General features: G+C 61.4%; 18 protein-coding genes, 1 tRNA gene, 1 other RNA gene and 1 pseudogene. 10 read left to right on the forward strand and 11 right to left on the reverse strand.

Annotated features, from left to right (window positions below; all coding sequences use genetic code 11):
* Nucleotides 1-10: 10 nt before the first annotated feature.
* Nucleotides 11-199 carry a hypothetical protein gene (locus tag GC119_RS04700; protein WP_151952557.1) on the reverse strand — a complete coding sequence of 63 codons (189 nt, stop codon included), beginning with the start codon at nt 197-199 and terminating at the stop codon, nt 11-13.
* Between the two features lie 360 nt (nt 200-559).
* On the opposite strand from GC119_RS04700, the gene GC119_RS04705 reads away from it, so the two are divergent.
* Nucleotides 560-1,048 carry a hypothetical protein gene (locus GC119_RS04705; RefSeq protein ID WP_151952558.1) on the forward strand — a complete coding sequence of 163 codons (489 nt, stop codon included), beginning with the start codon at nt 560-562 and terminating at the stop codon, nt 1,046-1,048.
* Here GC119_RS04705 and GC119_RS04710 read toward each other — a convergent pair.
* Nucleotides 1,026-1,733, reverse strand: coding sequence for a DUF1345 domain-containing protein (locus GC119_RS04710; RefSeq protein WP_151952559.1), 708 nt, complete (start codon nt 1,731-1,733; stop codon nt 1,026-1,028). The two genes, GC119_RS04705 and GC119_RS04710, sit on opposite strands and share 23 nt — an antisense overlap.
* Nucleotides 1,734-1,887: 154 nt before the next feature.
* On the opposite strand from GC119_RS04710, the gene GC119_RS04715 reads away from it, so the two are divergent.
* Nucleotides 1,888-2,556 (forward strand): hypothetical protein, encoded by a 669-nt coding sequence (locus GC119_RS04715; RefSeq protein WP_151952560.1) that lies wholly within the window; start codon nt 1,888-1,890, stop codon nt 2,554-2,556.
* 469 nt (nt 2,557-3,025) lie between these two features.
* Here the strand turns inward: GC119_RS04715 and GC119_RS04720 are convergent.
* Nucleotides 3,026-3,111 (reverse strand) — tRNA-Ser (locus GC119_RS04720).
* A gap of 246 nt (nt 3,112-3,357) precedes the next feature.
* Between GC119_RS04720 and ffs the strand changes: the two genes are divergently transcribed.
* Nucleotides 3,358-3,453, forward strand: an RNA gene (gene ffs / locus GC119_RS04725) — signal recognition particle sRNA small type.
* A 232-nt stretch (nt 3,454-3,685) separates the two neighbouring features.
* Entirely contained in the window at nt 3,686-5,146 is a 1,461-nt protein-coding gene (locus GC119_RS04730; RefSeq protein WP_151952561.1) for a L,D-transpeptidase, read from the forward strand.
* 70 nt (nt 5,147-5,216) lie between these two features.
* Here GC119_RS04730 and GC119_RS04735 read toward each other — a convergent pair whose 3' ends face one another.
* The 4 genes from GC119_RS04735 to GC119_RS04750 all read right to left on the reverse strand — a co-directional run bounded on the left by GC119_RS04735 (nt 5,217) and on the right by GC119_RS04750 (nt 9,022).
* Nucleotides 5,217-5,660: a DUF779 domain-containing protein gene (locus GC119_RS04735; protein ID WP_070777768.1), complete on the reverse strand. Its 444-nt coding sequence runs from the start codon at nt 5,658-5,660 to the stop codon at nt 5,217-5,219.
* 2 nt (nt 5,661-5,662) lie between these two features.
* Nucleotides 5,663-7,186 carry an aldehyde dehydrogenase family protein gene (locus GC119_RS04740; RefSeq protein ID WP_151952562.1) on the reverse strand — a complete coding sequence of 508 codons (1,524 nt, stop codon included), beginning with the start codon at nt 7,184-7,186 and terminating at the stop codon, nt 5,663-5,665.
* A 161-nt stretch (nt 7,187-7,347) separates the two neighbouring features.
* Nucleotides 7,348-7,941, reverse strand: a complete 594-nt coding sequence (locus GC119_RS04745) for a peroxidase-related enzyme (protein WP_070573075.1) — start codon at nt 7,939-7,941, stop codon at nt 7,348-7,350.
* 10 nt (nt 7,942-7,951) lie between these two features.
* Nucleotides 7,952-9,022: an AI-2E family transporter gene (locus GC119_RS04750; protein ID WP_151952563.1), complete on the reverse strand. Its 1,071-nt coding sequence runs from the start codon at nt 9,020-9,022 to the stop codon at nt 7,952-7,954.
* Between the two features lie 173 nt (nt 9,023-9,195).
* On the opposite strand from GC119_RS04750, the gene GC119_RS04755 reads away from it, so the two are divergent.
* A complete protein-coding gene (locus GC119_RS04755) occupies nt 9,196-9,858 on the forward strand; it encodes a DUF3800 domain-containing protein (RefSeq protein WP_226829253.1) in 663 nt (220 codons plus the stop codon).
* Nucleotides 9,859-10,044: 186 nt separating this feature from the next.
* Here GC119_RS04755 and GC119_RS04760 read toward each other — a convergent pair whose 3' ends face one another.
* Nucleotides 10,045-11,283 carry an MFS transporter gene (locus GC119_RS04760; protein WP_070777787.1) on the reverse strand — a complete coding sequence of 413 codons (1,239 nt, stop codon included), beginning with the start codon at nt 11,281-11,283 and terminating at the stop codon, nt 10,045-10,047.
* Nucleotides 11,284-11,362: 79 nt separating this feature from the next.
* Between GC119_RS04760 and GC119_RS04765 the strand changes: the two genes are divergently transcribed.
* From GC119_RS04765 to GC119_RS04780, 4 genes are read left to right on the forward strand one after another with little or no spacing between them, the layout of a single operon-like run.
* Complete coding sequence (locus GC119_RS04765; protein ID WP_151952565.1) at nt 11,363-13,543, forward strand: M3 family metallopeptidase; 2,181 nt, start codon at nt 11,363-11,365, stop codon at nt 13,541-13,543.
* Between the two features lie 3 nt (nt 13,544-13,546).
* The gene (locus tag GC119_RS04770) at nt 13,547-14,011 is read left to right on the forward strand and encodes a YbaK/EbsC family protein (RefSeq protein WP_151952566.1); all 465 of its coding nucleotides are present in this window, start codon (nt 13,547-13,549) and stop codon (nt 14,009-14,011) included.
* Nucleotides 14,001-14,792 carry a queuosine precursor transporter gene (locus GC119_RS04775; RefSeq protein ID WP_226829255.1) on the forward strand — a complete coding sequence of 264 codons (792 nt, stop codon included), beginning with the start codon at nt 14,001-14,003 and terminating at the stop codon, nt 14,790-14,792. The genes GC119_RS04770 and GC119_RS04775 overlap by 11 nt, the downstream gene beginning before the upstream one ends.
* A complete protein-coding gene (locus tag GC119_RS04780) occupies nt 14,789-15,652 on the forward strand; it encodes an SGNH/GDSL hydrolase family protein (RefSeq protein ID WP_151952567.1) in 864 nt (287 codons plus the stop codon). Before GC119_RS04775 ends, GC119_RS04780 begins: the two co-directional genes overlap by 4 nt.
* Here GC119_RS04780 and tgt read toward each other — a convergent pair.
* From tgt to hisC, 3 genes are read right to left on the reverse strand one after another with little or no spacing between them, the layout of a single operon-like run.
* Nucleotides 15,640-16,983 carry a tRNA guanosine(34) transglycosylase Tgt gene (gene tgt / locus GC119_RS04785; RefSeq protein ID WP_083304050.1) on the reverse strand — a complete coding sequence of 448 codons (1,344 nt, stop codon included), beginning with the start codon at nt 16,981-16,983 and terminating at the stop codon, nt 15,640-15,642. The two genes, GC119_RS04780 and tgt, sit on opposite strands and share 13 nt — an antisense overlap.
* 3 nt (nt 16,984-16,986) lie before the next feature.
* Nucleotides 16,987-18,399 (reverse strand): FAD-binding oxidoreductase, encoded by a 1,413-nt coding sequence (locus GC119_RS04790; protein WP_070573063.1) that lies wholly within the window; start codon nt 18,397-18,399, stop codon nt 16,987-16,989.
* 11 nt (nt 18,400-18,410) lie between these two features.
* Nucleotides 18,411-19,484 (reverse strand): histidinol-phosphate transaminase, encoded by a 1,074-nt coding sequence (gene hisC, locus GC119_RS04795; protein WP_070573061.1) that lies wholly within the window; start codon nt 19,482-19,484, stop codon nt 18,411-18,413.
* Nucleotides 19,485-19,749: 265 nt separating this feature from the next.
* Here hisC and GC119_RS04805 point away from each other — a divergent pair.
* Nucleotides 19,750-20,742 (forward strand): annotated as a pseudogene (locus tag GC119_RS04805) (IS256-like element IS3503 family transposase); the annotation flags it as partial.
* Nucleotides 20,743-20,869 lie beyond the last annotated feature (127 nt).

The following is a 20,869-nucleotide window of genomic DNA, read 5'->3' on the forward strand; positions in this document are numbered from 1 at the left end:
CGGCCCGCACTTATGTATTTGTCGGCCTTTCGGACGTTGCTACTTCGGCGTGAAGATTTTTCGTGTTGGTGGAGAAGCTGTTTTCCTGATCGCCTCCAATGACTGTGAGTTCGTAGCCTTGGAGGATGTTTCCCATACCGAGCATGGCATTGTGTTTCTTCACTGCCGGGTCAAGCTTGAACCAGTCTTTATAGCCCATTGTCGCGCCCTTCGTCCGGGTTGCGGACGATGACACAACATCACTATTTGGGGTTCCCCGTGCGGTTGCGCGGGGTTGGGATGCTTTCTGGGGAGAGCTCGCTGAGGCCGCAGAGACGTTATGAGGTCGGACGGGGGTGTACCCCCATACCCGGTGGGGTGAATAGCCCCGGTCGGCAGACCCCGTCGTCGTGCCCCGTAACGGCCCCAACGATCTAGGTTGAGGGCAAGTTCGGCGACGCAGGCGCTACCGGCGATCTTAAAGCGCTCCCAGGATGCCGGCTGCCGTTTTGGGATTTTCGGTTGAGCATGCTGACCAGCGCTTTACGGCGGTGGCGCCGGCCTGGCGTAGACTGCCGCTATGCGCGCTGCTGCCCTAACTGCCCGCCTTGTCATCCCTGCTATCTGGCTGGGCCTCATCATCGCCATCGACCTCATCGAGGCGCCGCTGAAGTTCCAGGCCCCCGGAATCACGATCCCGCTGGGGCTGGGGATCGGACGGCTTGTGTTCACTGCGATGAACATCGTCGAAGGCGTGCTCGCACTCATCCTCATCGCAGCCGTCGTCACGACCCGGCAGATCCGCCCGGCCTGGACGCTGCTGGCGACGATCGCCGGGCTGCTGATCGTCAAGGTCACAGTCGTGCGCCCGCTGCTGAATGCGCGCACCGACGCCGTACTCGCCGGCACTGCAGAGGCGGGCAGTTCGGTACATATCATCTACATCGCCCTCGACGCGGCACTGTTCTGTGTGCTCGCCGCCTTCACCTGGGTGCAGGCCCGGGCGCTCGTCGCACCGACTGCCGCAGCCAGTGCGACGAACACCGTTACCGGGTCAAGGCGGAGATGACGACCGAGACGATCATCGCAAGCACGAGCGAGTTGAATCCGAAGGCAACGACGACATTGGTGCGCACCTGCCTCCAGGCAGCCTTCGTGTGGATCTGAGCTGAGATGGCGGCGGCCATCGTCGAGGCAAGCACTGCCAGGGTGAGGTAGTCGTCAAACTCCTCGGGTGGTTCGCTGTGGAAGCGGATGTGGCGCTTCTCGACGCCGAGCACGTTGAGGTGCATGTAGGCGGCAGCGAAGGCGAAGACCATGAACACCCAGGATGCGGCAACGGCGACGACGCCGAGTGCGAGGTAGAGCAGCGACTGGCGCACCACCTCAGTCTGGGCGAGCACGACGGTCAGGAAGATGGCGAAGGCGGCAGCGGTGACGGCGAAGTTCGTCGCACCACTGAACCCTAAAGCCCGCGCCCACCAGCGACTCTGTAACCGGACTTCACGACGCACCTGGACGATGAGTGCCGGTCCGCGTAGGAGCTTGTAGCTGCGAATCGTCCAAGTCACGTAGATGAGGACGAATAGGTTCCAGAACAGCAGGTAGAAGAGAACGAGGAGCTCAGTCTGCAGCGCCCCACCCGTCGAGTCGGGGCGCAGCAGGAGGACCCATGCCGTTTCAATGAGCAGGGCCAGGAGGATCGCCACAGCGGTCGAAACGGAGTAGCGGACAACATCGGTCGCAGTCTTCAACGGCTTACCCTCACTCGCATCGCAGGTTGGGTGCTGAGGACAGTGTAGCCAGGCAGGAGCGGTGCGCGTCGGTGCTCGGCTGCGTCCAGTCCGAGTAACATAGGTTCAATATGATCTCCGTCACAAGCACTCTGAGTTCAGAAAGGCACCGCTCATGCACACTGGCACGCTCTCAGCTCTCGCCGCCGCACTCCTGACCGCGCTCATGGTGCTGGCCGGTTGCGGCAGCAGTTCGCAGCCACCAGCCGGGTCGACTCCAAGCTCTCCCGCCGATAACCCAGCCGACGAAGACGTTCCTGAGGATAGTGAGCGGCCGGTCGCTGAGGATGCCACGGACCCAGCACAGAAGAACGGTGCAAGCAAGGGTTCGAAGGCGGATTCCATGTCCGCCGTCGAGCAGAAGGTCAGTGCGGCAGTGGAGTCGGTGATGGGCCACGACGCCTGCAGTGAGCGAGAAGAGTTCGCCCCCGGCACACCGCTGAGTGAGTGGAGCCGATTCGACGACAGCCTCCAAGATGATGGCCTCTACGGACCGCTCGAGGGAGCGCTGGTGGCCGTCGACTGTGTACGATCGGCCCCGTCAGAGATGTATCCCAACGGAAAAGAACGCGTGATGCTGCGCTTCTTTACCAACAGCGCCGACGTCAGTTCCGACTTCCACCAGACGGCGCCTTCGGTGAAGGGTGACTACGAAGCGGCCTTCTTCACGCATGATGACGAGAAATGGACGGCGTACACGCACCTGCCTCAGCAGAAGACCATGGATGTCCTGGAGTCGAAGCTCGGTGCCTCGTTCCTCGGACCTGATGACTACCAGCCCTGATGTGCCGATGTTGCAGTCTCCTGAGCGCGCGAGCCACGGAACTTCAACATCGGACGGAGGATAGGGTGTCTGGTTTCAGGACATCGTTCACCCCTGCCACCGGGAATCGGGCTGCGGATGTCCCACGACATAATTCACAACCACATGCGGACAGCCCGACACCCCTTGAGCCGGGTTCTGCGCCTTAGCAACAGCTTCTAACGGGAGTTTCGGCTGCTCAAAGGAGTCTCCCTGCGGCTCAAGCGTGGATTTGTCGTTAACGGTGCGGAGACGCGGAATAGACAGCCCTCCAGCAGCCGCGCTGCCAAGAGACAGCCCGCAGGCTTCAGTGGGTTCTGCAGATAAGGGCACATGCTCAAGCATTAGGATGCAGGACCTACAGCGGGGAACGATGACCCGACACATCAGCTGCCCCAAACACAAAAAGTCCCGGGGCATCGAGTGAACGATGTCCCGGGACTTCCCAACGCGGAGGATAGGGGATTTGAACCCCTGAGGGCTATTAACCCAACACGCGTTCCAGGCGTGCGCACTAGGCCGCTATGCGAATCCTCCGCAAGACAGCATACAGAAGAATCTGCCGAAGGACGAATTGGCCGTAAACCGCAGATGAATACGGCTTGCGCTCCTAGCGCTGTCGCGTTCCAAGAACAGCGACCCATCATCGGCTCCGCCCCAACAATCGCATGAGGCCCTAGCCGTTCCCTCACACAGACTGCGCCCAGATCCGCTTAAAGCCCGCGCCAGCTCAGTCGCAGGGTCCGGCGTTCGCTTTGTCGACCGGTCATGGCCTATACTCGTTTCGGCCCTTCGCGTGGCAGCATCTTGTGAACTCCCCCAGGACCGGAAGGTAGCAAGGGTAAGCAAGCTCTACTGGGTGCGCGGAGGGCCCTTAACGTTTCCCGCTGCGGTCCCATCACTTTTCTATAACTTCACTGCACCGCCCCGATCAGCACTTATAGCGAACGCGCGGCGCTTGTAACCCTTTTGCAATCAAGTTGCAATACCCCAACCAAAGCCGAACGGTACAATCGCGGGAGCCCAAAACCGTGCTTCTGGCAGCAGAGAAACACGGCCCGAACACTGCTTGAACAGCGCTCTAAAACCAGCCTTTCCGAAGGGATACCGCGTGAGATTTCGCATTCTGCCCGCGGCCGCAGCGGCAACGTCAGCTCTTCTGCTCATCAGCGGATGCGCGGTTGCTGACGGATCGAGCCCGATCGCCAAAAAAGACGTTCCCGAGCCCACCGTGGAAGTCACCGCAGACGCCCCTGGGAAAAAGCTCGCCCTCAAAGTCACGGACGGTTCGTTCGAAGACGTTCGCCTTGTCGACAACGATGCCGAAGGCGCCCTCGTTGACCTCGGCGAACTCAAAGGCGACTCCGCAGAGCCAACCGACAAAGCCACCGACGGTGCGGCATCAGAATCTGAATCCCCTGCAGAAAGCCCCACGCCGTCGGCTGAGTCAGCCGACGCATCAGGCGAGCCCTCGGAATCTGCCGGTGCAGAAGACGACTCCGACGCTCAGAAGACCGAATGGGAATCGTCGTACCTGCTGGCAGGCAATTCGACCTACACGTGGACGACCTCGGCCATTGACGCCAACGGCGAAGAGCACACGCTGACCGGCACTGTCGACACCGACAAACTCAAGCGCGCAGATATCAACGCCCGCACCGTGATCAGCGACAACCAGAAGGTCGGCGTCGGTGCGCCCATTATTGTGAACTTCGGAAGCATCGTGCCAGAGAAGTTCCGCGCAACCGTGGAAAGCCGTCTGGGTCTGACGTTCAAGGACTCTGACGGCAAAGACCGCGACGTGGAGGGCTCCTGGGCGTGGCTTCCTGATGTCGACGGGCTTTCGCGCATCCACTACCGCCCGCGTGAATACTGGCCCGAACACACTGACGTCGACCTGCGGATGAACTTGAAGGACGTTCCCATGGGCGACAATCAGAAAGGCGCCAAAGACGTCGAACTGAAGTTCACCGTCGACCGCAATCAGGTGGTTGAGGGCAACACCAAGACTCACCGCATGGTCGTCAAGCGCGGCGGAAAGACCAAGTGGGATTTCCCCGCGTCCTTCGGTCGGTCGGGCGCACGCACTGAAACCCACAACGGCACGCACATCGTGATGTCCAAGCACGACTACTACGTCATGCGCAGCCAGCAGTGGGACTACGAAACCCCCACCAGGCACGCGGTGCGCATCCACAACAACGGTGAATTCATCCACGGTGCGCCCTGGTCGGTCGGTTCGCAGGGATCGGCAAATGTATCGCACGGCTGCGTCAACCTCGCACCGGGCAGCGCTCAGAAGTACTTCAACTCCGCACTGTACGGCGACCCGGTTGAAATCAAGGGTTCGAGCGTTTCGCTGAGCCCCTCCTCGGGCGATGTTGCAGACTGGACCTACAAATGGGACGACTGGACAGCACTCGCCGCCATTCCCGCTGACCAGCGGGAAGCCGCGGAAGAAGCCATGAAGGAAAGCGCCACATCGGACTCACAGTCGGCTGATGAGACCGACTCCCCCGATGAGGAAGCCTCTGCTCCCAGCGAATCAGCTGGCGAAGAGAGCACCGACTGACCTTTTCTGTTCAGACCACGCACGAGGCGGGGCCCACCATTTCAGGTGAGCCCCGCCTCGTGCGTGTGGTTCAGGACTGATCCATGAGCCGCGATCTGATGAGGAACCGCAGGCCCGTAGGGCTTTCAATGCTGAAGCCGCCGCCCCTGCCGGGCACTGCATCAACCAGCAGGTAGGTGTGTTTCCAGTACTCGAACTGCTCTTTTGACATCCAGAAGCCGATCTCCGCAGACTCTGCGGACACATCGGGCAGAGTGAACGTACCCAGCAGCACGTCCGAGTCACCGGTGAGGAACTCACCTTCCGGATAGCACATGGGAGCAGACCCATCACAGCATCCGCCAGACTGGTGGAACATCAGCTGGCCGTGCTGCTGTGTCAGCTTCTGCAACAGCTCCACCGCCGCCGGGCTCAGCCCCACACGCGAGCGCTGTTCACCTTCGATCTCAGGCCGCGCTTCCACTTGCGCGGTCACCGAGGTGCTTTCCAGGCCTCCGCTGTTGTCGTCAGCCATTGTCAGAAGAATCCCATGGGGTTTTCGTCGTAGCTGACCAGCAGGTTCTTGGTCTGCTGGTAGTGGTCGAGCATCATGAGGTGGTTCTCACGGCCGATGCCGGACGACTTGTAGCCGCCGAACGCAGCGTGTGCCGGGTAGTTGTGGTAGTTGTTCACCCACACGCGGCCGGCCTGAATGTCACGACCCGCACGGTAGGCGATGCCGCCGTTGCGTGACCACACGCCGGCACCCAGGCCGTAGAGCGTGTTGTTCGCTTCCTTGATGACGGAGTCGTAGTCGGTGAACGACGTCAGAGCGAGAACGGGTCCGAAGATCTCCTCCTGGAAGATCCGCATGCTGTTGTCGCCCTTGAAGACCGTCGGCTGGACGTAGAAGCCGTCGGCGAGGTCACCGTCGAGGTGGTTCTGCTCACCGCCGATGAGCACTTCGGCGCCTTCGTCCTTGCCGATCTGCAGGTACGACTTGATCTTCTCAAGCTGATCGTTCGAAGCCTGAGCGCCGATCTGCGTGTCCGTGTCCAGCGGGTTGCCCTGCTTGGTGTTGCGGACGCGCTCGAGCCCGAGTTCGACGAAGTCATCGAAGATGCTCTCCTGCACGAATGCGCGTGACGGGCACGTGCAGACTTCGCCCTGGTTGAGGCTGAACATCGCGAAGCCCTCAGCGGCCTTCTGCCGGAAAGCGTCATCAGCTGCCATGACGTCTTCGAAGAACACGTTAGGGCTCTTGCCGCCCAGTTCCAGGGTGATGGGAATGAGGTTCTGCGATGCGTACTGCATGATGAGCCGACCGGTGGTCGTTTCACCGGTGAACGCGATCTTTGCAATGCGCGGGTTCGACGCCAGCGGCTTGCCCGCTTCGACGCCGAAGCCGTTGACGATGTTGACTACGCCGTCGGGCAGCAGATCGCCGATGAGTTCGATGAGGACCATGATCGAGGCCGGGGTCTGTTCGGCTGGTTTGAGGACCACCGCGTTGCCGGCTGCGAGCGCGGGAGCGAGCTTCCATACCGCCATGAGCAGCGGGAAGTTCCACGGAATGATCTGTCCGACCACACCGAGTGGTTCGTGGAAGTGGTAGGCGACGGTGTTGTCGTCAATCTGCGACAGGCGACCTTCCTGAGCGCGGATTACGCTGGCAAAGTAGCGGAAATGGTCGATGGCCAGGGGGATGTCCGCGGTCAGCGGTTCGCGGATCGCCTTGCCGTTGTCCCATGTTTCGGCAACGGCGAGCATTTCGAGGTTTTCTTCCATCCGGTCGGCAATCCGCTGGAGGATGAGAGCGCGCTCAGCGGGGCTTGTTTTGCCCCATGCGGGTGCGGCCTTGTGAGCGGCGTCGAGTGCCGCCTCGATGTCATCAGCGTCTGACTGCGCGGCTTCGCAGAAGACTTTTCCGGTGACTGGGCTGGGGTTTTCGAAGTAGCGTCCGGCTTTCGGCGGCGTCCACTGCCCGCCGATCCAGTTGTCGTAGCGGGGCTTGAAGGTCACCTTGCTGTCAGGTGTGTTGGGGGCTGCGTAAACCGTCACGATTCTCTCCTTTGAGACTTCAGGTGCAGTGCTGCAGGACGTCGGTGTCCTGCACCTAAACTACGCACCCACCGGTGAACAGGCAAGCTGTTTCTGCACCCGGTTCTAACGCACGAGGTGGGGCTCACCAATGCAGGTGAGCCCCACCTCGTGCGTGTGGTTCAGCCGTTGAGCTGCTGGTAGATGTCTTTCGGCACCCGGCCAAGGGTGTAGAACTCTTGATTGGGGCGCATACCCGAAACCGTGGCCATGCGGTTGGACAAGCCGAAGAACCCGGTGATTGCGGCGATGTCCCACACGTCTTCGGCATCGAAACCGTGTTCGGCCAGGCGCGTGAAGTCGTCGTCGCTGATGTCTGCGGGGTTCGTGCAGACCTTCATGGCGAAGTCGAGCATTGCCGTTTCGCGGGGTTCGAGGTCAGCGTGCTTGTAGTTGACGGCTACTTTGTCTGCAATGTCCGGGCTTTTCTTGAACAGGCGCAGGAGTGCCCCGTGGGCAACCACGCAGTACAGGCACCCATTGGCGGAGGATGTGGCCGTGACGATCATTTCGCGGTCGGCTTTGCTGAGGCTTCCGGTGTCTTTGTCCATGAGCGCGTCGTAGTAGGCGAAGAACGCTCGGAACTCAGCGGGTCGGCGGGCCAGCTTGATGAAGACATTGGGAATGAAGCCGGATTTTTCAGCTTCGTCTTCGATTCGCTGTCGGATGTCGTCGGGAAGGTCTGTCAGAACTGCGTCTGGAAATCGCTCGGTCATGTGAGACAGGTTACTTCTTTGCGTCTTGGTGTGGAATGACCACTTTCCTGTAGATGATGAGCAGCGATGCCGCAACGGGTACCGAAGCAACTGCCCCAAGCACTCCCCCGAGGGTTGCACCGGCAATCGCGGCAATGATGACGATCGGCCCCGGAACATCGGTGACGGCTTTCATGATGCGCGGATTGAAGACATACGCCTCAATCTGCATGTACACCAAATAGTAGATCGCGGCTATAAGGGCCAGAGTCGGTGAGCTCATCAGGCACGACAGCACGATGACGATCGATGCCGAGATTGTGCCGACCAGCGGGATGAGCGAACCGAGAAAAGCGATGAACGCCAAAAGAGCGGGCAGCGGGGCGCCGATGATCGTAAGAAAAATTGCCGACAGCACGCCGTTCGTGACGGCGAGCGCCCCCTGACCCAGAATGTAGCGGCCGACAGAGCCGGTGATCTCCTCTGTGACGTCTTTGACGTCCTCGCGCTTGCGCGCGGGCATGAGCCGATAGAAAGCAGATTTGATGCTGGGCAGCCCTGCAGCGAAGTAGAGGGTGAGGATGATGACGATGATGAGGTTCGTGGTGAACGTCAGCACTCCCGCACCGATCGTCAGAACGCCGCCGCCGACATTGGCCAGGTTGGCTGGGTCTGAGAACCAGACGCCGGCACTTTCAAGCCCCTCGTTGAGGTCGATGCCGAAAGGCAGGTTCTCTTCGAGCTTTCCAAACCAGGGCTGGCGAATGATGTCGTCGATGATGTGCGGAACATTGCCGATGAACTGCTGCACCTGCCGCACCACGGGCGGCACGACGATGAGCACAACACCGGCAACGGCTATGACCACGGCCAGCGATGTGATGGTGACAGCCCACCCGCGTTTGATCCCCCGTTTGGTCATAAAGCGGATGACCGGTTCAAGCCCCAGGGCTAGAAACAGCGCGCAGGCAATGCAGACTATGACTCCGGCGAGGTCATCCACCAGGTGAAAGAGGCCGTATGCCAGGCCCGCGCCGAGCATGCCGAGGAACCCTATGGCAAAAGGGTTCGCAGTGCGGCCGTTGATGTTGATTGCGCTCACCCGACCAGTCTAGAGCCCGGGTGGGCTGAGCTCAGACCTTCTCGACCTCGCCGGGCCGAGGGCGATCAGCAGGCTTGAACTAATGAGTTTCGTAAACGGGACGGATAGTTTAGGGGTTGAAGATAAAGTCGCCCCACCAGCAAGAGAACGAATAACCAGGACGGTGACCCCCTGTGGACACGGCACGCCCGCTCTACGTCTACGTAGACGAATCTGGGGACATGGAATTCAGCGCTAAGGGATCTGACCATTTCGTCATGTCGGCGGTGATCACACGCAATCCCGTAGATACTGCCGCGAAAGTGCTCGCTCTGAAATACGAACTCATGCAGCACGACATGGAGCGGCCGTACTTTCACGCGACAGAAGATTCACCCGGGGTGCGGAAACGAATGTTCGACACGATCGAGTCTCTGCCGCAGTTCACCATCCGCTCCCTTTGGGCAGACAAACATTACGCTTCACCCCGCATCCACGATCAGGGCAAGTTCTACAGCATCTTTGCAGGCGCTCTCGCAAGGTACATCAGAAATGCGGCGGATGGCAGGGCGTCATCTGTGGTCATGGTCTACGACGCAGCCATCACAAAGAAGAACCAGAAAGCCTTCCATGCGAAGATGAAGCCGGAACTCAAAGCCGACGGCACGAAGATGCGAATCCATTTCGATTCGATCAAACACGACCCGGTTGGTCAGGTCGCCGACTATGTCGCCTGGTCACATTTTCGCAGTCTAGAACGAGCCGACGACCAATACTGGAAGCGCATTAAAGAACTTCAGAGCGCCGATGTCAGCGACCACAACACTTTCCTCGAAGGCCACACAAGGTACTGGTGAAAAATGACCCCCCCGGCTATCTATAAAGAAGAACCCAGGGGTCCTTGTCGCCAGGGGGGAACCTTTGCATACATTATCCACCACAAATACGCGGCCTCGCAACCGCATCGCTTTTGACAGGGAAACACAGAACAACCGCCCCTGCTGATTGACACGACCAACCGGCCGTCGCACACGACACCCAGCTCAGGCCTTTTTCGACCTCGCCAGACCGACGGCGATCAGCACGCTCGCACCCATGAAGGCGCCGGTCATCGCCGTGACACCCCACCAGCCGAAATCCTGCCAAGCAACTGGCGTGAGGTTGCCTGCAGCTGAAGACCCCATGTAGTAGAACAGCATGTACATGCTGGCGGCCTGAGCGGGAAGACCGAGGCGGGCGGCACCTCGGGAGGGGACCCACGCAGATGCGATCGAGTGGGTGATGAAGAACCCCGAGGCGAGCACCAGCAGTCCGAACACGATGACCGGCAGAGGCGAAGCTGCGAGAATCCCCACCCCCACAAGGGCGGTCAGGGGGCCGAACACGATGACCGCGCGGATCGAATAGCTGTTGGCCAGCCGGGCTGCGCGGGCACCGACAAAACCAGCCACCGGATAGGCCAAGTAGAGCAGTCCGACAACGGCAACCGACAGGCCGTAGGGTGCAGCTTCAAGACGGAAGCCCAGAACATTGAAGGTGCCGACAAAAGCGCCCATGCCGAAGAACGCGAGCACGTACAGGCCCACGAGAACCGGATCCGTGAACACTCGGGCGAAGTCCCGCAGAAGCTGCCGCGGCTGCACCGGGTGGGGCGCAAAACCGCGCGACTGCGGCAACAGCAGCCACGCACCCACAGCACAGGCGGTTGCCGCAAGTGCCGACACGAGCAGAGCGAAATGCGCCGCATCGAGCCCCAGCGGCGCGCCCAGACTCAGCCGTTCGTGCAGGCTGACCACACCAGACGTGACGAGGCGGGCACTCAGACCGCCCAGGGTTGTGCCGAAGATGTAGATCCCCGTGGCGGCCGTTGCGTAGTCAGGGTGGATTTCCTCTTTCAGATACACCGCGGCCGTGGCGGGCAGACCTGCCAGCAGAACTCCCATGACAAAGCGCAGAACAAGGAACGTCGGCCAGTCTGTGACAAATGCGCTCATCAGGCCCAGCGCACTGGAAGACAGCAGCGAGAAGCGAATCAGCGCAACCCTGCCGATCCTTTCGGAAACGGGTGCTGCCGCAATGAGGCCTACAGCCAGCCCCGCTGTTGCCACAGAGACCGAAAGGGCCGAATGTGACGGGGAGATCCGCAGGTCTCGGGTGAAGTAGGGCAAAATAGCTTGCGTGTTGTAAAGCAGCACGAAGGTTGCAAGGCCCGCGACGAGCAGACCGATTTCGATCTTCTTCGTCTGGCGGTGCCCGCGCGGATATCCGTCGAAGCTGCTCACGAAGTTCACGATACTCAGCGCTTGGCTGACATCGGCGGCAGGTAGAGTTCGATGCCCGAGCCTGTTAGAGGAGAAGCACGTGCCCACCACCCCAGAACACACCGACGGCGGGGCTTCCGCTGATTCGCTGCTTGACTGGATCACCCGCCCGGCCTCGCTGACGCTGCCGGACTTCCACCTGTCAGCTGAAGAGCTGCACCGCACGCTGGCGGCTGTTCTGGCCGACTTTCAGCAGGATCTCGAAGCAATTGCGGCCGATGAATCTCCGGCCGACTTCTACAACACGGTCGTCGCTTTGGAAAAGGCCACAGAACCGCTGCGCCGCCTGTCTGCTGTTGCCGGGGTTCTCCAAGGCTCGGCGCACACGGAGGACAACAGCGACGCTTTGGCGGAAATCGATGCGGAGCTGTCGTCGGCTTTTCTCGGCATTCGGCTCAATTCCGTCCTGTTCGACAGGCTTGAAGCGATTGGCGACAGTGCCCTTCTGCCGGAGGATCGTCGTCACCTGCAGCTTCTCCTGTCTGATTTCATTCGGGCGGGTGCCCGTTTGGACGATGACGGCAAGCAGCGCGTCGAAGCGGTCTCTGCTGAGCTGACGCGCTTGGAGAATCGCTTTGCCAATACCGTCCTGGCGGAGACCAACGCTTCGGCTTTTGTGATTGAACGCGGCGGCCCGTACTCACCTGATGGGCTGACTGAGGCTCAGCTGGCCGCCGCCGCTTCTCAGGCCCGGGAGCGCGGTGTTGACGGCTGGGTTCTGCCGTTGGAGTCGACAACCGTGCAGCCGCCGGCTGAAGCGCTTACCCACCCGGAGACCCGTTCGGCGCTGTTTGCCGCATCTGCTGATCGCTGCAGTCGCGGCGGTGAGGGTGATACTCGCGGCCTTGTTGCCGACATCACGGCACTGCGTGCCGCTTTGGCCGGTGTGCTGGGCTACAGTTCGTTCAGCGAGTACGCGATTGAGCAGCAGCAGGCGGGCAGCCCGGAACAGGCGTCGAGTCTGCTCATTTCGCTTCTGGAGCCTGCTGATCAGCAGCTGCGGCGTGAACTGGAAACCATTGAACAGACTGCGCAGCCGCAGAGGCTTGCGGCTGAGGACATTCCTTTCTGGCTGCGTCGCGTGGGCTCTCAGCTGTACGGCATCGACCACAGCGAAATCAGCAAGTACTTTGAGTTCAGCCGGGTTCTGCACGACGGTGTTTTCTATGCCGCGAGCGTGTTGTACGGGCTGAGCTTTGAGAATGTCACCGACCGGTTCGCCGGTCGTCTGTGGGACGAAGCCGTCACGGTGTGGGAGATCTCCGAGGGCGGCAAGATCCTGGGGCTGGTCTGCATTGACCCCTACACGCGTCCCAGCAAGCGCGGCGGGGCATGGATGGCGGAGCTTGTGACAGGTGCGCGTCTGACGGGAGAACAGCCCATCATCACCATGACCATGAACGTGCCCCGCCCCGCTCCGGGCGAACCTGCCCTGCTGAGCTTGGATGACGTCAACACCCTGTTTCACGAGTTCGGCCACGTGTGGCACGGACTGTTTGCCGATTCCACTTATCCCAGCCGGGCTGGCACCTCGGTCCCTCGGGACTATGTTGAGTTCCCGTCGCAGCTGAACGAAATGTGGATGCTCCACCCGGATGTTCTGCCGAACTACGCCCGTCACATCACAACGGGCGAGCCGATGCCGGAAGGCCTGGTCGAACAGATCAAGCAGGCGCAGAAGTTCGGGCAGGGCTTCGGCACGGTCGAATACCTGGCGGCGGCTCTGCTTGACCTGTCGTGGCACGGCCTGGAACCGGGCGAACAGGTTGAAGCTGTTCTCGAATTCGAGTCGGAGGTGCTCTCGGCCGCTGGGTTTTCGCCCTCTGTGCAGCCGCGCTATCGTTCGCCGTACTTCATGCACGCGTTCAGCTTCGGCTATGCGGCCGGCTACTACTCCTACCTGTGGTCGGAGCAGCTGGCCGCCTACGCTTCTGAATGGTTTGACCGGCAGGGCGGTCTGACGGCCGCTTCGGGGCAGGCTTTCCGCCGCGCGGTGCTGGCTCCGGGCTTCTCTGTCGACCCGGAGCAGGCCATCACCCAGTTCTTCGGGGAACAGCCCACCGTCGATCCTCTGCTGCGCCGCCGCGGCCTGCCAACACGGGCCAAGACCCAGGCCGAGGCGCCAACTGACTCCCCTGCCCACGTTCCTGCGCCCGCGGGCTCCCCTACCGAGGCTCCGGCTCCGACCGACGTCCGCCCAGAAGCACCTCGGGAGGTCTGAAGAGTGCACGAACGCAATCAGCGAATCCAGGCGGACCTCGACAAAGCCGGGATCACCGGTGAGATCACAATCTTCACCGAGCACCTGCCAACGGCCGCCGATGCGGCTGCTCACCTGGGCATTGAGACAGGTGCGATTGCCAACAGCCTCATCTTCCGGCTTGACGGTGAACCGGTGCTCATCATGACGTCCGGTGCGCACCGGGTGGACACGGGCTTTGTCGAAGAGCAGACCGGCGGGAAGATCAGCCGGGCCAACGCGGACGTGGTGAAGGAGGCCACCGGCCAGGTGATCGGCGGGGTTGCCCCAGCTGGGCACACCAAGCCGATTCGCACCTTTATCGACCGCGCACTCGGGGCGTACCCGACGCTGTGGGCTGCCGCGGGCACCGCGGATTCGATGTTCCCGCTGACCTATCCGGAGCTGCTGCGCCTGACCGGCGGAGAGGAAATCGACGTTGAACGCTGAAACCACCCCGGAGTCCCGCGAACCCCGCCTGGCTTCCACACCGTCCGCCCAGACGGCGGGTGCCCGACTGGTTGCCTTTGCGTCCTCCCGGGGGCGCTACTATGCCGTTGTTCTGGCGTTCTTCTGCGTGGCGCTGCTCGTGTCGAACATTTCGGCCACGAAGGTCATCGCGTTCTTCCCCATGGGCGACAGCCCGGACAGCTACTGGATTGTGGCTGACGGCGGAGCTTTTCTGTTCCCGTTCGTGTACATCATGGGCGACGTCATTTCCGAGGTGTATGGATTCGCGGCCGCCCGCAAAGCCGTCATCATGGGCTTCATTACCCAGCTGGGGGCCTCGCTTGTCTTTCTGCTGGTCATCGTCGCCCCGCCGGGGCCCGGCTATGACGGCCAGGAGGCTTTTGAAGCCGTTCTGGGCTTCTATCCGCGGATTGTTGCCGCGTCTCTGGCTGGCTACTGCGTGGGCCAGATGCTCAACGCCCTTGTGCTTGTGCGCATTAAGCGCCGCATGGGCGAGCGCGCCCTGTGGGTGCGCCTGCTGGGTTCGACGGGTGTGGGCGAAGCAGCTGACACCGTCATCTTCTGCACTGTTGCCTTTGCCGGGGTGATTCCCGGTGGTGAGTTCTTCAAGTACGTTCTGTTCGGCTTTGCCTACAAGGTCGCTGTTGAAGTGCTGTTCCTGCCTGTCACGCAGGTGGTCATCCGCTGGTTCAAGAAGCGCGAGGGCACATATTCTGTTGAAACCGACGCCGAGCGCATGGCCGAAGGCGCCCGAGTGTGACCGCGCGATTCCGCCTGGATTCGCCGGGCTCACCGAAATCGCCGAGCCTGTCGCCGTGGGGTCGGGCGCTCGGGGTCGCTGCTGGCTTTGCCGCTGGAGCGGCTGCCGGTTGGCTGTCCAGCTCCGCCTGGATGAACGGGGTGCAGGCCCGCACCCGCCGCAGGTGGTGGCAACACTTTCACGAGGCGGAGCTCGCTTTCTTCCCCGACGGCTCAATTGGTCCGGTGTCAGGCTGGGGTGGTGAGGTCCGTCCCCTCAGAGTCAATGTTCTGGGTGATTCCGCCGCTGCGGGAGTGGGTGCTTCCAGTGCGGATCGCGGCTATGTGGGCATTGTTCTCAGGCGTTTGGCCGCTGAAGCCGGTGTCCCCGTTGTGGTGTGCAATGTCGCCCAGCCCGGTGACTCCTCGTGGCTTCTGATGGAACAGCAGCTGCCGGAACTCAAGGCGGGGCGCATGTTTGCTCATGCGGATGTCACGATGTGCGTCATCGGCGGCAATGACATCGCCGACCGCACGTTTACAGCTGAGGGCTTCGCCTGGACTGCTGAGCGTCTGTATCCGGCGCTGCCGGCTGGAACTGTCGTATCAACCGTGCCGAGTTTCGGTTTGAGCTTCTATGAGCGCAAGTGCCGGGCAGCCAATGCGCTCATTCGCCGTCTGGCGGCTGAAAACGATCTTGAGCTTGCCGAACTGCACGCCGCAACTGCTTCGCTGTGGTCACGCAGCACACTGGGGATTCCGCGTCAGTTCTTCACAATGGAATCTGATGTGTTTCATCCCAACGACCACGGGTACACCGTGTGGGCCGAAGCCGTGTGGCCAGCCGTCAGGCGCGCCTGGCTGCGGGACTATTTGCCGTAGAAGCGGCCCAGGGTTTCTTCTTCGTATTCGTCGAAGGTGCCCTCAGCGATTGCTTCGCGCATTTTCTCCACCAGCCGCACCGTGTAGTGCTCGTTGTGGATGGTGCACAGGGTGGAGAACAGCATCTCCTTGGCCTTGAACAGGTGGCGAAGGTATGCACGCGAATAGTTTTGGCAGGTGTAGCACTCGCAGCCGGGCTCAATGGGGTCCCAGTTGCGCTGTGAGGCGGCGTTGTTGACGTTGTACCGGCCGTAGGCGGTGTAGACGGCCCCGTTGCGGGCGACACGCGAAGGCTGAACGCAGTCGAACGTATCTGCTCCGGCACGCACGGCGGTGAACATGTCGTTCGGTTCGGAGATTCCCAGCAGGTGGCGGGGGCGGCCTTCGGGAAGTTCGTCATTGCACCAGCCGACGATCGTGCCGAGGTTCTCCTTTTCCAGCGCCCCGCCGATTCCGTAGCCGTCGAAGTCCATAGCACCCAAGTCGCGGCAGGCTTTGCGCCGCAGATCTTCGTACTGCGCACCCTGAATGACGCCGAAGAGCGCCTGGTAGGGCTTGCCGCCCGGCAGTCCCGCAAAGCCGGGGGTGCTGCGCTGTACGGTGAGCTTCTTGTGCTCTTCAATGCAGCGGATTGCCCACAGGCGTGTCCGCTCTAGGGACTCTTCCTGGTAGGCGCGTGAGTTCATGAGGGTGGTCAGCTCGTCAAAGGCGAACATGATGTCCGCCCCCAGCTGGTGTTGGACCCGCATCGAGATTTCGGGAGTGAAGCGGTGCAGGGAACCGTCCAGGTGAGATTTGAAGTTCACCCCGTCGTCGTCGACAAAGCTCAGCCGCTCTTTGCCTTCGGCTATCGCTCCGTCGTCGAGCCCGGCGTTGTCAGCAGCCGCCTCCATCGAGATGACCTTTTTGAATCCCGAGCCCAGACTCATCACCTGAAAACCGCCGGAGTCGGTGAAGGTCGGCCCGTGCCAGTTCATGAACGCGGCCAGTCCCCCGGCTTCGTCCACCAGGTCCGCCCCCGGCTGCAGGTACAGGTGGTAGGCATTGGCCAGCAGGGCCTGTGCCCCGAGGTCCCGCATTTCCTCGGGCCGCACGGCCTTTACGGTGGCTTTTGTGCCCACCGGGATGAAGGCGGGCGTCTGGATGTTCCCGTGCGGGGTGCGGATCACTCCGGTGCGGCCGTGCACGCTCCCCTGCCCCAGAGAATAGGGACTGCGGGTGCGCGATCCGGGGTCGAGGCGGGACTCGATTGTGAAACCGAAGCCCGCTTCGGGGCGGTCAGGGCTCACTGCGGGTTCTGGGGGAGCAGGTTCTTCAGGGTGCGTGGGCATGGTTCAGGTTTCGCCGAGGAACTCCAGCATCTTGCCCGGGTTCATGATGTTCTGCGGGTCAAGGGCCTTTTTGATTGCCATGTGCATTGCCCGGCTGCCCTCATCGAGTTCGCGGCGCAGCCAGGGGGCCTTGAGTGAGCCCACTCCGTGTTCGCCCGTGATGGTTCCTCCGCAGTCAATGCCTGCCTGCATGATTTCGCCGAAAGCCTCTTCGGCCAGGCGAACCTGCTGGTCATCAAGGGCGTTGAACGTGACGGTCGGGTGCAGATTGCCGTCACCGGCGTGAGCACAGCAGGAGAAGATGAGCTGCGGGTACTTTTCGGCAATAGCATCGAGCCTGGCGAAGATGTCGGGCAGCCGCCCGCGCGGAACGCAGACATCGTCAACCAATTCACCGCCGCCGAGTTCGTGCGCAACCTTCTGCGTGGCGGGCGAAACCGCACGCCGGGCGGCAACCAGCAGTTCGGAATCAGCCGGGTCGTCTGAATAGAAGACGTCATCTGCGCCGACGGCTTTTGCCACCGCCGTGAACCGTTCGAGTTCGGCGGCTGCCGCTTCGGTCGAACCGTCGCCATCAGCCTGGACCAGCAGGATCGCACCGGCGCCATCCGGCAGACCGAAATCGCCGTAGGCGTTGACGAACTCGATGACCTGCCTGTCCATGTACTCCATGAACGAAGGCCGACCTCCGGCGCCCATATAGTCCGTGACAGCGCCTGCCGCAGTGACAGAGCTTGGGAAAATCGCCACCGCGGTCAGCGGAGCCGGAAGTTTCGGCACCAGTTCGAGCGTCACCTCGACAACCACCCCGAGAGTGCCTTCGGCGCCGATGATGAGCGAGTGCAGGTTGTAGCCGGCCACGCCCTTCCGTGTGGGTCGGCCGACAGTGGTGAGTGTTCCGTCGGGCAGCACCACTTTGAGGCTGCGCACGTAGTCGGCGGTCACGCCGTACTTCACACAGCACATACCGCCGGCGTTGGTCGACACATTGCCGCCGATCGACGAGATCGCCACCGAGCCCGGGTCGGGTGGGTAGGACATGTCAAAGCTGTCGAGGTGCCTCTTGAGGTCGCCGTTGATGATGCCGGGCTCAACGGTGCAGGTCTGTTCGACAGTATTGACGTCCAGCACGCGGTTCATCCGCTCAAGGCTGAGCAGAATGCAGCCGTCGACGGCGTTTGCGGCTCCTGCCAGGCCGGTTCGCGCTCCCTGCGGCACGATCGGCACGCCGTGTTCGTGGGCGAAGCGGACCGTGGTCTGCACGTCTTCAACTGTCTGGGCGAGCACGAGCGCCAAGGGCTTGCCCGCATCGCTGAACTGCGCATGATCGCAGCTGTAGGTCTGCAGGACGTCAGGGTCGTCCGTGAAAGCGCGGCCCAGTGTTTCTTTCAGACCGGCGAGATCGGCGGTGCTCATAGCAGGCGGCTTCACTTGCCCAGAAATTCGCGAGTGACGGCGATGAAGCGCTCCATGGCTTCGTCCGGGCCGATGCTCACGCGGATGCCGGTGTGCAGATTGCGCACTGCCAGTCCGTTGGCCATGCACACCTTTTCGAAGTCTGCGGAACGTTCGCCCAGCGGCAGCCACACGTAGTTGGCGTCCGAAGTCGGCACCTCGATGCCCAGTGCCCGCAGCTCTTCTGTCAGTTTGTCGCGCGCGGCGGCGATTTCCTTGGCCCGCACATCGACTTCGGACGATGCGCGCAGGGATGCGAGCGCTGCTGCCTGGCCTATGCTCTGCACCGAAAACGGGGCAATCGACTTGCGCATTTCGAGGATGACGTCCGGGTGGGCGATTCCGTAGCCCACGCGCAGACCGGCAAGACCGTGGGCCTTGGAGAATGTGCGCATGATGATGAGGTTGGGGTAGTCGCCAAGTGCGGCGACGGCGTCGACGGTGTCTTCTGAGGTGATGAACTCCAGGTACGCCTGGTCGAGAACCACCAGCAGGTCCGCTGGTACGCGGTCCATGAACGCACGGAATTCGGCTTCCCCGATTGCCGGTCCGGTGGGGTTGTTCGGACTGCACAGCACGACCAGCGTCGTGTCGTCGTCAATTGCGTCCAGCAGCGCATCGAAGTCGTGGCGACCGTCTGCCGTCAGCGGGATCTGGCGGTTCTCCGCCCCGCTCATAACGCCCACCTGGCGGTACATTTCAAACGACGGCCACGGGTAGACGATGTTCGCACCGGGGCCGGCCGTAATGGCAAAGGCGGCCGACAGGATTTCCGAACCACCTGCCCCGAACACAATGTTCTCGGGTGCAACACCCAGGAAGTCGGCCATGGCGTCGGTCAGTTCGAAAACGCCCGGGTCAGGGTAGATATTGGGATTTTCAGATGCTTTCGCAATGGCTTCGCGCACCTGCGGCAGCGGCTCCATGTGGTGCTCGTTGGCTGACAGTTTGTACGCTGTCATGCCTTCGATCGGGGCGGCGGGTTTGCCGGGAACATATGCCGCGGCATCGCGCACGGCAGGGCGCAGGCGGTACTGAAAAGTCATGGGCTCATCGTACCGCCGCCCCAGGCTCACCCGGGCGGCACCTCGGGCCACAGCCCGGTGCCAAAGACAGCCGAGCCGAACCCGAGAACCAGCGCGGCACCTCGGCCTCTGTGGGGTTAAGTAAAGAAAAGTGTGTCCGCATGCCACCATAACCCCAGACCACACACCACAAATCACCAAAGAATAGCTCCCCGAAAGCTATTACCCACACCATCCCGCACCTCCGGCCACATTTGTGCTAACCGCACACCGGTTGGATTAAAGGATGACCACCAACCGCCCCAGCTGCCCACTATGCGGCAACAACACAAAGAAAAACGGCACCACCAGCAAATCAACCACCCGTTGGCGCTGCACCCACTGCGGACACTCCTTTACCCGCAACACCCAAACCCACAACAAAAATACCGCCACCATGGCTTTGTTCATCCAATGGGCCACCGGCACCCAATCTCTAACCACCTTCGCCGCACACCATGGCGTAACCAGGCAAACCATGCACCACCGATTCCGATGGTGCTGGTGGATCATCCCCACACCCACCATCGACTCATTCCGCATCCATGACCAAATCTTCCTCGACGCGACCTATCTAAAGTCCGGATGCCTCCTGATCGCAGCCAGTAAAACCCACGTCATCAACTGGACCTGGGCCAGACACGAAACCACCGCCGCCTACACCGAACTCCTACGCCCCATTGCCGCACCACTAATCGCAGTCACAGACGGCGGACAAGGTGCCCAATCAGCCATCCACCACTGCTGGCCAACAACACGCATCCAACGCTGCCTCGTCCACGCCCAACGAACAGTCCGCCGCCACACCACCAGCAACCCCCGCACCGATGCCGGCAAAACCCTCTACCGCCTAGCCCTGAAACTCACTCGCATCACCGACCTTGACCAAGCATCCACATGGGTCGCCCACCTGCACGAATTCGACCACACCTACCGGGAATGGATGAACGAGAAAACCACCATCAAAGACCCTGCTACCGGCGCCTACACCAAGGTCTACACCCACCAACGCGTCCGAGCGGCCTATCAATCATTGCTATCTCTGCACCGCAGAGACCTGCTGTTTACCTACCTGCAACCCCCACCAACAACCATCGACCCCGACAACCTTGCAGCAACAACAAACAGCCTCGAAGGTGGCATCAACGCCCCCATAAAAGAACTAGCCCGCAGACACCGCGGACTATCACTACCGCATCAACGCACAGTGATGGATTGGTGGCTGTATCTACATACAGAATGAAGCGTCCTGGGTTTAGTTCCTACCTTAGGTAAGGAAGGATTGAACTATGCCTAGAAAGTATTCCGTCGAGTTCAAGGAGAAGGCGGTTCATCAGATCATCGAAATGGTCCGTTTGGAGTCTTGC

This window comes from Brevibacterium sp. Marseille-P9724, assembly GCF_902500275.1.
In the GTDB taxonomy this organism is placed as follows: domain Bacteria; phylum Actinomycetota; class Actinomycetes; order Actinomycetales; family Brevibacteriaceae; genus Brevibacterium.

Bases quoted from the DNA above. Each gene is read 5' to 3' on its own strand.
- GC119_RS04735 (WP_070777768.1), bottom strand. From the start codon at position 5,660: ATGGCTGACGACAACAGCGGAGGCCTGGAAAGCACCTCGGTGACCGCG.
- GC119_RS04790 (WP_070573063.1), bottom strand. From the start codon at position 18,399: ATGAGCACCGCCGATCTCGCCGGTCTGAAAGAAACACTGGGCCGCGCT.
- tgt (WP_083304050.1), bottom strand. From the start codon at position 16,983: ATGCCCACGCACCCTGAAGAACCTGCTCCCCCAGAACCCGCAGTGAGC.
- hisC (WP_070573061.1), bottom strand. From the start codon at position 19,484: ATGACTTTTCAGTACCGCCTGCGCCCTGCCGTGCGCGATGCCGCGGCA.
- GC119_RS04715 (WP_151952560.1), top strand. From the start codon at position 1,888: ATGCACACTGGCACGCTCTCAGCTCTCGCCGCCGCACTCCTGACCGCG.
- GC119_RS04745 (WP_070573075.1), bottom strand. From the start codon at position 7,941: ATGACCGAGCGATTTCCAGACGCAGTTCTGACAGACCTTCCCGACGAC.
- GC119_RS04705 (WP_151952558.1), top strand. From the start codon at position 560: ATGCGCGCTGCTGCCCTAACTGCCCGCCTTGTCATCCCTGCTATCTGG.
- GC119_RS04700 (WP_151952557.1), bottom strand. From the start codon at position 199: ATGGGCTATAAAGACTGGTTCAAGCTTGACCCGGCAGTGAAGAAACAC.